At 61.0% G+C, this 14,352-nt stretch carries 12 protein-coding genes and 3 pseudogenes; 4 read left to right on the plus strand and 11 right to left on the minus strand.

Annotated elements, in window-relative coordinates; translation table 11 throughout:
- Window positions 1-225 precede the first annotated feature (225 nt).
- The gene (locus tag NKH78_RS25460) at window positions 226-1,587 is read right to left on the minus strand and encodes a DUF7986 domain-containing protein (RefSeq protein ID WP_352884569.1); all 1,362 of its coding nucleotides are present in this window, start codon (window positions 1,585-1,587) and stop codon (window positions 226-228) included.
- 869 nt (window positions 1,588-2,456) lie between these two features.
- On the opposite strand from NKH78_RS25460, the gene NKH78_RS25465 reads away from it, so the two are divergent.
- The 3 genes and pseudogenes from NKH78_RS25465 to NKH78_RS25475 all read left to right on the plus strand — a co-directional run.
- On the plus strand, window positions 2,457-2,708 hold the full coding sequence (locus NKH78_RS25465; RefSeq protein WP_352884571.1) for a hypothetical protein: 252 nt from the start codon (window positions 2,457-2,459) through the stop codon (window positions 2,706-2,708).
- A gap of 40 nt (window positions 2,709-2,748) precedes the next feature.
- Window positions 2,749-3,147 carry an NUDIX hydrolase gene (locus NKH78_RS25470; protein ID WP_352884572.1) on the plus strand — a complete coding sequence of 133 codons (399 nt, stop codon included), beginning with the start codon at window positions 2,749-2,751 and terminating at the stop codon, window positions 3,145-3,147.
- A 399-nt stretch (window positions 3,148-3,546) separates the two neighbouring features.
- Window positions 3,547-3,659: pseudogene (locus NKH78_RS25475) on the plus strand (LysR family transcriptional regulator); the annotation flags it as partial.
- Window positions 3,660-3,731: 72 nt separating this feature from the next.
- Here NKH78_RS25475 and NKH78_RS25480 read toward each other — a convergent pair.
- The 6 genes and pseudogenes from NKH78_RS25480 to NKH78_RS25505 form a co-directional block, all read right to left on the minus strand.
- Window positions 3,732-4,307 carry a flavin reductase family protein gene (locus tag NKH78_RS25480; protein ID WP_352884573.1) on the minus strand — a complete coding sequence of 192 codons (576 nt, stop codon included), beginning with the start codon at window positions 4,305-4,307 and terminating at the stop codon, window positions 3,732-3,734.
- Window positions 4,265-5,683 (minus strand): FAD/NAD(P)-binding protein, encoded by a 1,419-nt coding sequence (locus NKH78_RS25485; RefSeq protein ID WP_352884574.1) that lies wholly within the window; start codon window positions 5,681-5,683, stop codon window positions 4,265-4,267. The genes NKH78_RS25480 and NKH78_RS25485 overlap by 43 nt, the downstream gene beginning before the upstream one ends.
- A pseudogene (gene ssuD / locus NKH78_RS25490) lies at window positions 5,680-6,854 on the minus strand (FMNH2-dependent alkanesulfonate monooxygenase). The gene NKH78_RS25485 and the pseudogene ssuD overlap by 4 nt, the downstream one beginning before the upstream one ends.
- 33 nt (window positions 6,855-6,887) lie before the next feature.
- Window positions 6,888-8,135 (minus strand): SfnB family sulfur acquisition oxidoreductase, encoded by a 1,248-nt coding sequence (locus NKH78_RS25495; RefSeq protein ID WP_352884576.1) that lies wholly within the window; start codon window positions 8,133-8,135, stop codon window positions 6,888-6,890.
- Window positions 8,132-8,455, minus strand: a pseudogene (locus NKH78_RS25500) (ATP-binding cassette domain-containing protein); the annotation flags it as partial. The gene NKH78_RS25495 and the pseudogene NKH78_RS25500, both read right to left, overlap by 4 nt.
- An 80-nt stretch (window positions 8,456-8,535) precedes the next feature.
- Window positions 8,536-9,945, minus strand: a complete 1,410-nt coding sequence (locus tag NKH78_RS25505) for an ABC transporter substrate-binding protein (protein WP_352884577.1) — start codon at window positions 9,943-9,945, stop codon at window positions 8,536-8,538.
- Between the two features lie 334 nt (window positions 9,946-10,279).
- Here NKH78_RS25505 and NKH78_RS25510 point away from each other — a divergent pair, with 334 nt between their 5' ends.
- Window positions 10,280-11,089: a Crp/Fnr family transcriptional regulator gene (locus NKH78_RS25510; RefSeq protein WP_352884579.1), complete on the plus strand. Its 810-nt coding sequence runs from the start codon at window positions 10,280-10,282 to the stop codon at window positions 11,087-11,089.
- Window positions 11,090-11,108: 19 nt separating this feature from the next.
- Here NKH78_RS25510 and NKH78_RS25515 read toward each other — a convergent pair whose 3' ends face one another.
- The 4 genes from NKH78_RS25515 to NKH78_RS25530 are packed head-to-tail and all read right to left on the minus strand — an operon-like array spanning window position 11,109 to window position 14,345.
- A complete protein-coding gene (locus tag NKH78_RS25515; RefSeq protein WP_352884580.1) occupies window positions 11,109-12,065 on the minus strand; it encodes a HEAT repeat domain-containing protein in 957 nt (318 codons plus the stop codon).
- Between the two features lies 1 nt (window position 12,066).
- Window positions 12,067-12,300: a 4Fe-4S dicluster domain-containing protein gene (locus NKH78_RS25520; RefSeq protein ID WP_352884581.1), complete on the minus strand. Its 234-nt coding sequence runs from the start codon at window positions 12,298-12,300 to the stop codon at window positions 12,067-12,069.
- Window positions 12,301-12,310: 10 nt separating this feature from the next.
- A complete protein-coding gene (locus NKH78_RS25525; RefSeq protein WP_352884582.1) occupies window positions 12,311-14,047 on the minus strand; it encodes a fumarate reductase/succinate dehydrogenase flavoprotein subunit in 1,737 nt (578 codons plus the stop codon).
- Window positions 14,040-14,345, minus strand: coding sequence for a gamma-butyrobetaine hydroxylase-like domain-containing protein (locus NKH78_RS25530; protein WP_352884583.1), 306 nt, complete (start codon window positions 14,343-14,345; stop codon window positions 14,040-14,042). Before NKH78_RS25530 ends, NKH78_RS25525 begins: the two co-directional genes overlap by 8 nt.
- Between the last annotated feature and the right edge of the window lie 7 nt (window positions 14,346-14,352).

The following is a 14,352-nucleotide window of genomic DNA, read 5'->3' on the forward strand; positions in this document are numbered from 1 at the left end:
TGTCTGACCACGAGGATCCGAGGCCGATTTTGTGAAGCCAGTTGCTGGGGTGGCGTTTCACATGCCCTTTGTGTGGAGGCTGTGCCAAGTCAGTGGCGAGCACGACGATCTCCCCTCCCCTTTCCGCTTTCCGCCAATATCGCAACGCGGCTCTTCGAGGCGAAAAGCTGCTCAACAACCTGGACGGCTCCAGTACATTATAGGGACGCAGATATACGGTAGCGATTATCGGCGAAGATTTTCGATACCGAGTTCGGCCCAGATCCATCGGAAATTATAGGTCGCCATGGGATCGTGGGGGTCAGGCTGGCTTGAAGAACGGTTTTCAAGATATTTGAGCCATTCGGCGGCCTTCTTGCGGCCATTGGCGGTTTTGATGGCCTCGCGCGGGGAAATATTACCCAGCATTCCGACGGGCTGATCGAGGGTTTCGCGATACTGTTTGTCCAAAAACTCATGAACGACTTTTGTGGCGATCTCGGGAGGCAGCTCCGGACCAGCCGTATCCTTGTCACGGACCGGCCTTTCGGCCATCATTTGCTCGACGGTACGGATTTCGGTGAGCGGCCTTCCAACCAGATCGTTCAGCGCCCCCTGCATCAGCGCCGTTCCTTTTTCGGCTCGGGCGGCGGAATTCGTCGACAGATGCAAGGTGCGACCCTTCATTTCGACATTTCCGAGAACCCGCGCGCCGTCCTCCATGGTAGTGTCCCATGCGAGGTTCCCAGATTTGCCGGCCTTGAGCCTTCCCTTCGGGATGTCGCCAAGCCAGTTCCAGAATTTCGCGTTCTCCTGCCGCAGAGCCGGGACTGTCTTCAGCCGGGCGGCAACGTCTTTCTGGGTGACCCCGGATGCCAACGGAAAGCGGACATCGTGGAAGACGATTGCGTCACCGTCGCCATTCTCGAAGGTGGTCTGCTCCATCCGCATTCTCCGGTCCAGGCAGTCAAACAGCCATGAGAGGGTAAATACCGGCGCGGCCTGTTGAAGTTCTTCGTTTGTTGGTACGGGCAGTTTTTTGGACCGCGCCTTGCCAAAGATCGCCCGCAAACCATCGAACAGCGCGTCGGAAGCTTCCGGCGTGAACGGCAGCAATCCTCCGCCAATGATGTTTTTGCCCGTGACGGGAACGATCCTGGCTGCAACCCGATCCCATTGCTGCAATGTCTTCGTGGCAGTGCCCTCGCTGACCAGGACAGGATCTCCGCCGCGGATGAGATCGCGAGCCATCAGCGATTTGCCCGACACGATGTCGCTGACTTCGTAGAGGCTCATGACCGACGTCCGGAGCGCCTTCATATAGGTTTTCGCCTGGGCGCCTTCCTTCCAACCGCGCCGCTTCAGATACTCGTCGACGATATTGCCGCCCTCGACGTCGAAATCCTGAGTGAGGAAATCCTCGAAGGCGCAGCCCCAAAGCGTCATTGCCCAATGATCGCCGAGCATCTCGGCCAGATCATCGAAGTCCATGTTGCTGGCGTCGAGAATCGGCCCGAAATGATCGTCGAGAACATCTTCGAAACAATCGCGCCATTCGTCGCGGGAGAGGAACTTCATCAGACCCTTGAGGTCGTGGCTGTTGGGCATGGCCTTTTTCCACTTTTCGTCTGTGCTCGGCGATAATTCTCGATACCGTCGGCTGGCTGACTTCGTAGAGCCGCGCCATTTCAGCGGCTGACTTGCGTCCGGACAAGACGCTCTCGGCGATTTCCAGCCGTTTCTTTGGATTGAGCGTCTTGCGGCGGCCGCCGATCCTGCCTCGGATCGTGTCGGGTTCCAGCAATGCCACCTGGCCGCCAGCCACTCGACATGAAGAAGGTCCATGCGGCGATAAAACTCGTCGGTGCTGGAACGTCACCAGCTGAAGCCGCAAAGCAGCGCTGCCTCGGCCGCTCCATCGTTTTTGAAATGCGCCGATTGGGGGTCGGGCGGCGATGGCCTGGGCAATCGCGGCGATGCTCGGCCCGATCTTAGGCGGAACCATAGACGAACTGTTCGGCTGGCGAGCGATCTTCGGCGTTCTCGCGGCCTTGGCGTAGCCGTCCTGTTTCTTTCGATGCGGGAGCTGAAAGAAACTGCATCACTGTCGTCCAGGCCGACCGGGACATTATCTCAGTTCATACTGGCAACTTAGTTTCGATCCGCTTTTGGGCGTATGTCCTTTGCATGGGGTTTTCGACCGGAACGCTCTACATATTCCTGGCTGGCGCGCCTCTCGCCATTGGCGGATCAAGCGCAGTGCTTGGCCTCTATATGGGCATGGTTCCTGCCGGCTTCATTTGCGGAAGCTACCTGACCGGTCGTGTTGGGGCCCGAGTACCACGAGGCGCGCTCTTGATATCGGCTCGCCTGCTGACTTGCGCTGGACTGTTGGCTGGCCTCATCCTCGCATCTCGGGGCGTCACGCACGCGCTCGCATTCTTCGGCTCTTGCATGTTCATCGGCATCGGCAACGGTTGACCTTGCCCGCCGCGAACATGGGCGCGATGTCGGTGCGCGACGGTCTGGCTGGCACCGCAGCCGGGCTGGCCGCAGCCATGTCTATTGGAGGCGGAGCGTTGATCGTTTCGATCGCAGGCCTGTTCTTGGAAGGCGCGGTCGCGGTTGAAATGCTTATAAGCGGGATGTTCGTCGCCGCATTGCTTGCATTGTTGGCTGCGATATTTGCCGCTCTGGTGGAGCGGCGGCGCTCCAGGTCAGTTTTGTAGTAACGCTCAAATTGCGTTCGATATCGACGAGGAGATCAAGATGATCCGCAAAAGAGTGGCAGCGAGCGCCGTAGTCCTCCATGAAGAAGGACGCCTCCTGCTGGTCCAGCGCGCTCATCAGCCCGATAAGGGCTGCTGGACGCTACCCGGCGGCTGCGTGGAAGCCGGAGAAACCCTGGAACAAGCCGTCATACGTGAAGTCGCCGAGGAGACAGGATTGGCTATCCGCGTTGTGCGGGAGGTCGGACAACTCAAGGTGCCGGATGGCGACAGCGGCGTCTACGAGATTCATGATTTCCTTGCCGAGAGGATCAGCGGCGAGGCGATCGCTGGCGACGATGCCGCAGATATTGGATGGTTCGCCAAGGAGCAACTTGTAGACCTTGTGCTTACACCGGACTTGCTGCTCTATCTGAGGCGGTATGGCGTCTATCCGTAACGCTTCATCGGCGGGCCAATGCCAATTTCGCTCCCACCGAAATAAGAAGTTCAGCGCACCTTTGTGTTCGCGATTTGCTCTCCCTTGGCGTTGTTTAGCGGGAAACCAACGCTATGCCCTCAGCAGCAGACGTGATCAAATGTCCGCCACAAGAGCGGTATGGCAGCCGGGGCTGCGGGGAACTCAGTTCGAATTGGAAGATTTCGGCTGGCTCGACCGCCGGATCGAGCGAGCCTCGGGTAAACGAGTTTCGGAGGCGACACGACAGGGTGCGTGACACCCTCTTGGTCCGGCTCGCCGCTGTCGTAGGTCCGTTCAACGCACTCGCTGACGAAAGGATCGAGGACGCAGACCGCCCGAATGGCAAGGTGTCGCATGCCGATCCAGTTCTTCCTGCCCCGCTATCCCGACGTCTGCCTGGATATGACTTGAGTGACCGGATCGTGAACTTGGTGGACGAAGGTTTCGACCTTGCCCTTCGCGCGATGGCGCGCCGTGGCCCAATGCCAGGCTGATGGCGCTTTACATCGCTCCGCGCGGTTTAGCTTAATCCAGCTGTTTGAAAGGAGCCGAACCCAACAAGCTCACGACGATCCGTATGCGCCGTGATGATAGATCAGCGCCGGGCCGGGCTCTCCGCTCACTACATGCCGGACGCTGCCGAGGATCAGCGCGTGGCTGTGGCGAATAATAGTGTCCTCAACCGTGCAGTCGACCGCGGCAAGCGCCTCGTCGAGTGCCAGTGCGCCGCTTGCAAGGCTGGACCAGCGAGCGCCCTCGTAGCGCGCCGACCCCTTCAGGCCACCGCGCCCGGAAAAGCGGTCGGCAATCGCGATCTGGTCGGCACGCAGCACATTCACGCAGAAATGCCGATGCCGGCTGATGGCTGCCCAGGTAGACGAGTTCAGGTTGATGCTGACAACCATCACCTCTGGTTCGACCGATAGGGAATGGGCGGTGGTAACGGTTGCGCCCGTCCGTTCGTCGCCAACGCCTGCGGTAACCACGGAGACAGCTCCGGCCAAGTGTCGCATCGCAAATTTCAGCGGAATCCGGGTTTCCACCAGGGGAACGCGTTCGGTCAGTGTCATCTGGACAGCCTCAAGTGTTTGCAGCGTCACGACGCCTTGCGACGCAACGCCGTTTGGTACCCCAACCATTGGAGAATTTCGACGGCGATGCGCTCGGCATGCGCGGTGACTTCGGGAATTCCCATCAATTCGCCAACGCTGCCGCGCGCCAGTGGCCCGCTGACGAAAATGCTATCGGTCGGGCGCCCGGATGTGCCGACCGCACGGCCTTGGCTGTCGGTATCCAAACCAAGACCAATCGGATCGAGCCGGACCAATCCCATCCGCGCGAGCGCCGCAATCGCCGTGTTGGTCCGCAAGATATCGGCGTGCGCCGGTCCGGTCGTCACGATCACACTGTCGAAAGCATCGACAACGAGGCTGCGTTGGCCACGCAGCCGCTGCCTGACGCGAATGCATCCGTCTACCTGTTCGGCGCCGACAATCGATGCGGCGCGATAGGAAAGCCTGCCCTCGGCAGCGCGGCGATCGAGCACGGCCGCGATCTGTGGCGCAACGCGGAAGCGATGCACATCCCACAGCGCGCGAAGATGACGCACAACCTGGCGCTGCTCGGCTAGCGGCAAGGCCTGCCAGATGGCCTGTCCCTGACGCCGGACGGCATCGAGCACCGGGTGCCAGTCTTCGCCCTGACGCTTGGCATCAAGAATCGTGGCCCGGATGCGCTTGAACAGTGCCGTTGCGCTGCGTGAAGGAAGGGTCGTGAAATCACCGACTGGATCGGCCGGTATCGAGGCGTGGCTGCGCGAGCGATAGCCATGACGTGACAGCGCGACAATGTGGCCACGATGCCCCTTGCGGTCGAGGGTCGCAATCACGTCCGCCGACGTCAGTCCGGTGCCAACGACCAGGACACGGTCGTCGCGGCCGATCGCTTCCAGCCTCTCGAGATCATAGGGATTGGCCACCAGCCCGGCTGTGCCAGCCACGGACTTCAGGGGCATCGGCAAGGCCGGCGGCGGATGCGTCGTCGCAATCACCACGGCGTCGGCAGCGAGCGTCCCGCCATCAGCGAGGATCAGACGGTAGCCCTCGCCGGTGCGCTCGACCGATGCGACGGCGGACCTGACATGGCGGATCGTTTTGCTGAGCAGAAAGGGCTGGAGATGGGATTCGACATAGCCGCCGAAAACACGGCGCTGCGGGTAGATCGCGCCGTTGGCGGCAATAGCCTCGACATCCCCCACAATAGCGCTGCTCTGCTGCAGCCAGTCGGCGAAGTGGCTATCCTGGCCGGAGATCAGCGTCATCCTCGAGGCCGGCACATTGATGCGGTGTGAAGGATCGGTCGTCGAATAGGCCAGACCATAGCCGAGCCTTTCGCGCGGCTCGACGACCACGATATCGGATGCACTGGCCGGCAGCAGCCGCGCCAGATGAAACGCAGTCGCCGCACCTGAAAAGCCGCCGCCGACAATCGCTATGATCGGTTCGCTGGCGCTCAAGACTGGCTCGCGCGCAGCGACGACGGGCGATGGTCGCCGGCCACCGTTTCGCCGAAGGGGCCCATGTTAACCGCCGTCGGCCGCGTCGAGATTTCGTGATCGAGCGGCAACAGCGGCAGCACCAGTTCGCCGAAGCGATAGGCTTCCTCCAGATGCGGATAGCCGGACAGGATGAAGGTATCGATGCCGATGCGCCGGTATTCGTCGATGCGCTCCGCCACCGTCGCCGCATCGCCGACCAGAGCGGTGCCGGCGCCGCCGCGCACCAGGCCGACACCGGCCCACAGATTCGGACTGATTTCCAGCTTGTCGCGGCGGCCGCCATGCAACCGGCTCATACGCGACTGGCCAACCGAGTCCATGCGCGCGAACACCTTCTGCGCCTCGGCGATCGTCTTGTCGTCGAGACGGCTGATCAGGCGGTCGGCATCGGCCCAGGCTTCGTCATTGGTTTCACGGACGATGACATGCAATCGGATGCCAAAGCTCACCGCGCGTCCCGCCTTCTCGGCAAGGCCGCGCACATGGTCGACCTTTGCGGCGACATCGACCGGTGGTTCGCCCCAGGTCAGATATTTGTCGATCTGCTCGGCGGCGACCGCATTGGCCGCCTCCGACGAACCACCGAAATAGAGCGGCGGATGCGGCGTCTGCACAGGCGGGAACAGCAGCCTTCCGTCCTCGATGCGGAAGTGCTTGCCTTCGAAGGCAATGGTCTCGCCGCTGAGCACGGCCTTGTAGATACGAGGAATTCCCGCGTCACCTCATAGCGCTCGTCATGGCTGAGGAAGATGCCGTCGCCCTTGTTCTCGACCGGGTCGCCGCCGGTGACGACGTTGATGAGCAGGCGCCCGCCCGAAATGCGGTCGAGCGTCGAGGTCATCCGCGCCGCGAGCGTCGGCGACTGCAGCCCGGGACGGACGGCAACGAGGAAGCGGAGCCGCTGCGTCAACGGCGCCAGCGCCGACGCCACGACCCAGCTGTCCTCGCAACTTCGGCCGGTCGGCAGCAGCGCGCCGTAATAGCCGATGGCGTCGGCGGCCTTGGCGACCTGGGTCAGATAGGGGAGGTCGACCGCCCTGCCCCCCTCGGAGGTGCCGAGATAGCGGCTGTCGCCATGGGTCGGGAGAAACCACAGGACCTTGATCCTGTCGGGGATGGCAGTGCTCATGAACAGTCCTTTGTGACTTTACGGCGTTCTCGCTCAGCTCCAGGCGTGGAGCGGCGGATTGACGTCGTTCAGGTAATAGTTGCCGAGGATCGCGTATTTCCAGCGCACCGGATCGTGCAGCGTGTGGGTGCGGGCGTTGCGCCAGTGCCGGTCGAGATTGTGCTCGGCCAGTGTGGATCGCGTGCCGGCGAGTTCGAACAGTTTGTTGGTGGCGTTGATGGCGATCTCGGTGGTGAGGATCTTGGATTCGGCAACCGCGATCTGCGCTTCCGCGACGGTCTTATCGTTCGGATCGGCCACGGCGCGGTCGACCGCCAGCCCGGCCTTGTCCAGAACGGCCTGCGCCGCATTGGCCCGCAGGCGAAGGTCACCGACGGCCTGGATAGTATAGGGATCCTGCCAGGCATGATCGACGCCGCTGTCGATCCACGCGCGCGACTTGGTGCGCACGAAGTTGACGGTTTCGTCGATCGCCGCCTTGGCGATGCCGAGATCGACCGCGGCCTGGATTATCTGGAAGATGGCGCCGTCGGCCGTCGGCCGGTCATAGCCCTTGTAGCCCGGGACGAGATGCGTCTTCGGAACCTTCACATTGTCGAGCAGAACGGTGCCGGACAGTGTCGTCTTCTGGCCGAAGCTCGACCAGTCGTCGATGACCGTCAGTCCGGGCGCGCCGCGATCGGCGATGGCATACCAGGCCCGGCCCTCGTCATCGAGCGCCACGATCGGCACCAGATGGGCGAGCAGCGCGCCGCTGGAATAGAATTTCTGGCCGTTGACGACGACATGGTCGCCGGCGTCGACGAACTTCGTCTCAAAATCGGCCGCCCGCTTGGAGCCGAATTCGGAGAACGCGTTGCCGAACCGCGTGCCGGACAGAACTTCGGCGAAGAGCAGCTTCTTCTGCGCTTCGTCCGAGACGGTGCGGATGGCTGCGACCACGCCGAGATGGTTCTGCGGAATCTGGCCGAGCGACGGATCGGCCGCCGAGATGATGCTGATCACCTTCGACAGCGTCACATAGGAGAGCTCCGGTCCGCCATAGGCCTTCGGCACGTTGATCGACCACAGGCCGCTCTGCGAAAACGCATCGAGTTCTTCCTTCGGCCAGACGCGCTCGCGATCCCGCCTTGAAGCATCCTTGGCGAACTCGGCAGCCAGTTTTTCCGCCACAGCGATCGCCTCGGCGTCGGTCTTGATGACATGCGCTTTGGCCGACGGACGATCGACCGGAGGCACGGCGACGCGAGCGTCGGACGGCTGCTTGGATTGGATGGTCATGCTGCTGTCTCCTTGGGAAAGTGTTGCGGTGGCAGCGGCGCGCCGCCGAGATAGTAGGTTTTGATGTCGGCGCGCTGGCGCAGGTCGGCGGCTGATCCTTCCAACACGCTGACGCCGTTTTCGAGCACGGTGGCGCGGTCGGCATATTTCAGCGCGACCGCCGAATTCTGTTCGGCGACGAGGATCGACAGGCCTTCGTCGCGGTTGAGCCGCTTCAGGGCGCTGCAGATTTCGTCGACGATCAGCGGCGCCAGCCCCATCGACGGCTCGTCCAGCACGAAGAGTTTCGGCCGCGACATCAGTCCACGGCCGATTGCCGTCTGCCAGAGAATGAGGCAGGTGGCGAGAGATCCTGTCCGGCGCAACCAGCGCCCAAGGTGGAAACGCGTCATGGCCAGCCTCAATTGCTGGCCATGATCGAGGCCTTGGCGGCAGCAAAATCCAGCACCTTGCCACCATGATTGTTTGCCCATTTCTCGGCATTTTCCTTTAGCAGGAAGGCGCTGACCTCGCCGCCGTCGGCACGCACGAACCAGGCCTGATTGCCGAGCAGCTTGATGCCGCTTTCACGGTCCTGGGCATAAAATACCCGGATCGATTTGCCCTCACCTTCGATGGCCTTGAGCGCCTTGAATGCGTTTTCCGGCGACGCATAATGTCGCACGAGCGGCTCACCCTGGATCCAAATCTCGGCAACACGCTTGGGATCGCTGATCGCCTCACCGGCAGCATCCTTGGCGTTCAAAGGCAGCTGGGCGTAGTTCTTGAGCGCGGCATCGTAGCCGAGCCCAGATGCCTTGAATGCGGCCCTTATGAACCGCTCGTCGACAAAGCTGTTCACGTCGAGCGACTGGTCGGTCTTTTTCAGGACCCTCAAAGTGTCGATCGCGGTGGCGACAGCCTGGCGGTATTCCGGCTTCCAGGTTAAATCACGGGTCTGAAGCCCGAGCGGTCCATGGAACAGGTAGTCGACCTCGGCTTCGACGCCCGTCACCTTTGCGATCAGTTCACTGTATTTCTCCGGCTCCTTGGCGATCAACTGATCGGCCTCGATTGCGGCGCGAAGATAGGCAACAACGATCTCGGGATATCTTTCGGCATAGTTGGCATCGACCAGAGCACCGTGGAAAGTGGGCGTCTTTGCCTGCGATCCGTCATAGATCTTGCGGGCGAAGCCGCGCCAGGGGAAGAGTTCGGCAAATGGGACAAAATCGGCATGCGCCTCGATCTGGTTTGCCTGCAGGGCCGCGCCGGCAACTTCAGGCGCCTGGGTGATGATCTTCAAGTCGCGTTCGGCGTCCCAGCCCTGTGCCTTGACGGCACGCAGCAGCATGCCATGCGAGGTCGATGCGAATGGAACGGAGATGGTTTTGCCCTTTAGCTGCGAGAGCGACTGGATGGGCGTAGCGGTCGGCACGACAATGCCGTTGCCGCTGCCGTTCACGCTGCCGGATAGCACGGTGATGAACAAGCTCTTTCTTCCGGCCTTGATATGGGCGAGACCGTTGAACGAGCCGGGGAAATCCGCCATCACGCCGAAATCAAGCTTTCCGGCGATCTGCTCATTGGTGATCGGCGCGCCGCTCGTGAAGTTCTTCCACTGAATATCATAGGTGACGTCTTTATACTTGCCGTCGTGCGGCAGGTATTTGTCGAGCAGCTTCAACTCACGGATCAGCAATCCGCCCGTGGCGGTATTGATGGTGGTGTCCTGCGTGCCAATCGCCACGCGGATGGTTTCGGCATCCGCGGCAGACGCGAAGCCGGCCGCCACAAGGGCAAGGGCAGCCAAATTTGTCCGAAAATTCATGGGTCCTACCTCGTGATTTGATGCCGGCATACGGCGGCTGGGATTTGCCGACGCAGTGGCGATTGCCAACCGCTGTCCCGCAAATTTATGTGCCGATCGGCTGAAGGCATAAGCAATTACTTGCACGATTTCGGAGCCGGTCTTGGACCGCGGACATCCGGCCGGTTTTCGCGCGGATTAAAAATCGTTTGTAAAACAAGTGGTTAGATGCGCCGTTCGAAATTAGAGCACAAGAATCATCTACGTCAGGCATGAAAGGCGCAACTATATTCCTTTTTTGTCTATAGAATTTATATACTTTTTACGCATTTTCACGACGTGCAAGGAGCCGGATATGAGCCTCGAAATGCTTTCGACCGATTTCGAAGCTGAGCGTAAGAAACATGAGCCGGTGCTCGAACTGCCCGAGCAGGTCGTTCTTCCCGGCGATCGGGCGCTCTTTCTCAGCGAAAGCGTGGAAGGGCTCGACGACGGCGCGCATTTTCTCGATACCCTGACATCAGAGGAGTGGGCGAAACTTAGGGCGCATGGCCGACGTCTCGCTTTTGCGACCGGTCAGGCGATCTTCACCCAGGGCGATAGGCACGGTGGCATTTTCATCATCGAAAGCGGCAAGGTTCACGTGTTCTACACGGCACCGTCAGGACGCGAAATCACCCTCGCCTACTGGACGGTGGGGCATTTCATTGGTGGTCCCGAAATGACCGGCGGTGGAACCCATATCTGGTCCGGAGAAGCATTGAGTGAATGCCGGATGCTGTTCATACCGGCCAATGCGTTGAAGAAGCTCGTCGTCGAGCTTCCGAATTTCGCGCTCTGTCTTCTGCAGGGGCTTGCAGCGAAGGGCAGATGCTATTCGACGATGGCTCAGATGCTCGGCACGCGTTCGGTGATCGAACGTCTGGCGCAATTCCTGATGAATCTCGGCAACCTTCATGGCGTCCGCGATGGACGGGCAATCGTCATCAATGCCAAGGTGACGCATGACCAGATTGCGGCCATGGTCGGTTCCACACGCCAATGGGTGACGATGATGATGAAGCGCTTCCAAAAGGAAGGGCTGGTAACGGTGACGCCGCGCCATATCCGCATCGAACGCCCTCACGCGCTGAAGGAAATGGTTTCGAAGCGCACGGCCGGGTGAGGCCGCGTTTCGGCTTCCACTAACCGAGCCGCGTTAGCGCCCAGCGAACGGTCTTGCGTACGTCTGGATCGGCGTCGCCGATATGCGCCATGAGAGCATCCCGCGACGATGGATCAGCGATTTCACCGAGCGCCGCCGCAGACTCCTTGCGCAGCGAGGCCATGTCGCTCGTCAACAGCTCGGAAATCTCCCGTACCGCCGATTGCGCCTTGAGCTTACCAAGCGCATTCAGGCATTTTTGCCGAACCTGCCAGTATTCGTCGGAAAGGCCGGCGCTCAGTCCGTCGACGGCCGAGGTCTGGCCGATACGAACGAGCGATTCGGCCGCCGCTGCCCGCACCTGCCAGTTCTCATCGTCGAGGGCAGCCGTCACGGCGGCAGCTGCGGCGGGCTGGCTCGTGAAAGACAAGGCGTTGACCGCAACCGACCGAACGGTGGCATCGGCGTCGCGCGTCGCGGCGATGAGGGACGGCAAGGTCTCTTCCAGCTTCAGATAGGCGACGACGCCGAGCGCCTGTGCGCGCACATTGGCATCTTCATCCCGCATCGCCGCCAGAGCGGGGCCGAGTGCCGCACGCGAACGCAACGCTTTCAGCCCGCGAAAACCGGCAGCCCGGACGAAGGCGCGCACATGACTGACGAGCGGCAGAATGGATGCAGCGGCCGCCGGATCCTTCAGTTCAGCAAGGCTATCGGCTGCCGCCTGGGCCACCGTCAAATCCTGATCCGCCGCCAGACGGGCAAGGCCCGCAGCCCCCTCAACGGTGTCGAACTCGGACAGTGCGATCGCCAGTTGCAAACGCACGGTCGCGTCGGGGTCGGCAACGGCAGTCAGGAGATGCGGCAGCACATCCGCGCTCGCCGTCTCGGCAAGGTCGATCACGGCAAGCCGTCGCACGGCCGCGTCTGCATCGTTCAGACGCTCGCCGATTTCCTCGATGTCGCCAAAATCTTCGAAGGGATCGAATCCAGGCATGTCAGCGCAACAGATACGGGATGTTGACGGTTACGGCGCCGGTCGGACAATCCTTCTCGCACGGCATGCAGTACCAGCACTCGTCGAATTTCATATAGGCTTTGCCAGTGAGCTCGCTGATGCGCAGGACATCCAGCGGGCAGACATCGACGCAGACTGTGCAGCCCTTGTCGGCGATGCATTTTGCCTCGTCCACGACGACGGGAACGGTTGTGGGTGAAAGCGCAAGCGGCATGGCTTCCTCGTCAGGCTTGATTGGAAACGCGCAGACGGTCATAGGCCGTGCGCTCGTCGTTCTCGATCGGGATGATGTAGGGTTGGATTGGCCGCTTCTCAGAAACCAGGCGGCCGTCGACCTTGCGGATAAGTGTATGGCAGAACCAGTTGTCGTCATCCTTTTTGGGATAATCGACGCGGTTGTGATAGAGCCCCCAGCGGCTCTCCGTCCGGAAGAGCGAGGCATGGGCCGCCATGTCGGCGCAGTCGAGAATGGACGACACTTCGAGCGAACGCATCAGTTCATGTGCGTCGCGTGCGACAAGGGCGGTTTCGAGATCATCCCTGACCTCCGCAAGCCGCGCCTGGCCGATCTGCATCCTGGCCGTCACCTTGGGCGGCTGCAGATAGTCGTTGACCAGGCGTCGGGCCTTGTATTCCAGCTGGTTGGGCGGGATGCCGTCCTCGCGCCGCGTCGGTGCGAACACCCGCTCGCGCTCCGCCTGAACGAACTCGCTGTCGAAATCCGCAAGGTTGGTTTCCGGCGCGACTTCGGCAGCGTGCTCGCCGGCGACGGCTCCATTGGTGAAGGCGCCGAGCATATAGTTGTGTGGCACGCTCGCCATGTCGCCCGCGGCATAGAGGCCCGGCACCGTGGTCCGGGCGAATTCATCGACGAAAACGCCCGACGCGCTGTGACCCGAACAGAAGCCGATTTCGGAAATGTGCATTTCGATCATCTTTTCGCGGTAATCGGTGCCCCGCGCCTGATGGAACCTGCCACGCGACGGGCGCTCGACGTTGTGCAGGATCTCTTCGATCTCGCCGACCGTGTCGGCATGAAGGTGGTTGAGCTTCAGGAACACTGGCCCCTTGCCCGATTGTAGTTCGTTGTAGAATTCCTGCATCATCTGTCCCGACCAGTAGTCGCTTTCGATGAAGCGATTGCCTTCATTGTTGGCGGTATAGGCTCCGAAGGGGCCGGCGACGTAGGCGCAAGCCGGACCGTTGTAGTCCTTGATCAGCGGATTGATCTGATAGCATTCGAGATTCGCGAGCGCGGCACCCGCGTGATAGGCCATGGCATAACCATCACCGGAATTGGTCGGATTCTCATAGGTTCCGAAGAGATAGCCGGAATGCGGCAATCCGAGCCGGCCCGCCGCCCCCATGCACAGGATCACGCTCTTGGCGCGCAGCACGAGGAATTCAGCCGTGCGCGTGTTCACCGCAGTGGCGCCCGCGATCCTGCCGTTCTTGGCGGTCAACAGGCGCGTTGCCATGAATCGGTTGGAGACCAATATCCTTTCGCGCCTGATCTGCCGGTAGAGCGCCTTCTTGACGGTATCACCATTCGGCATCGGCAGCACATAGGTTCCGAGATGGTGGACCTTCTTCAGGTCGAAATCGCCATTGGCGTTCTTCTGGAAACGGATGCCGAAACGGTCAAGTTCCTGGATGATGTCGTAGCAGCGCGAGGCATATTTGAAGACCGGAGCCTGATCGACAATGCCGTCATTGGCGATGGTGATCTCCTTGGTGTATTGCTCGGGCGTCGCATATCCCGGGACGACGGCGTTGTTCAGCCCGTCCATTCCCATGCAGATAGCTCCGGAACGCTTCACATTGGCCTTTTCGAGCAGGACGACATTCAGAGCGGGATTTTTCTGCTTCGCCTTGAGCGCCGCCATCGGTCCGGCCGTGCCGCCGCCGATCACCAGCACATCGCAGGTGACTTCCGACAGCCCTTCGACAAAATTATCCATTCTCGTTCCTCAAGCCTGAGAATTCGGCGATTTCGCGCAAATAGCTCCAGGGATAGATGCCCCGGTCATGACCATCGGAGAAAACCAGACGTATGGCATATGAACCGATCGCCTCTGCGTTCGCCACGGTGACGGTCTCGAACGAATGTTCGTCGCCCTCAATGTCTGCCCGGACCTGCTGCGCCGCCCGGCTTCGTGCTCGCAGCACGGACGCCGGGATGAGCGAGACCGCACCGTCATCCCATGTAACGGAGAGAAGGCTGCGCGCGACAGTGACTTTTAGCTGAAGAGGTATCACGACGTTC

The organism is Mesorhizobium sp. M0910, assembly GCF_040319465.1.
Lineage (GTDB): Bacteria > Pseudomonadota > Alphaproteobacteria > Rhizobiales > Rhizobiaceae > Mesorhizobium.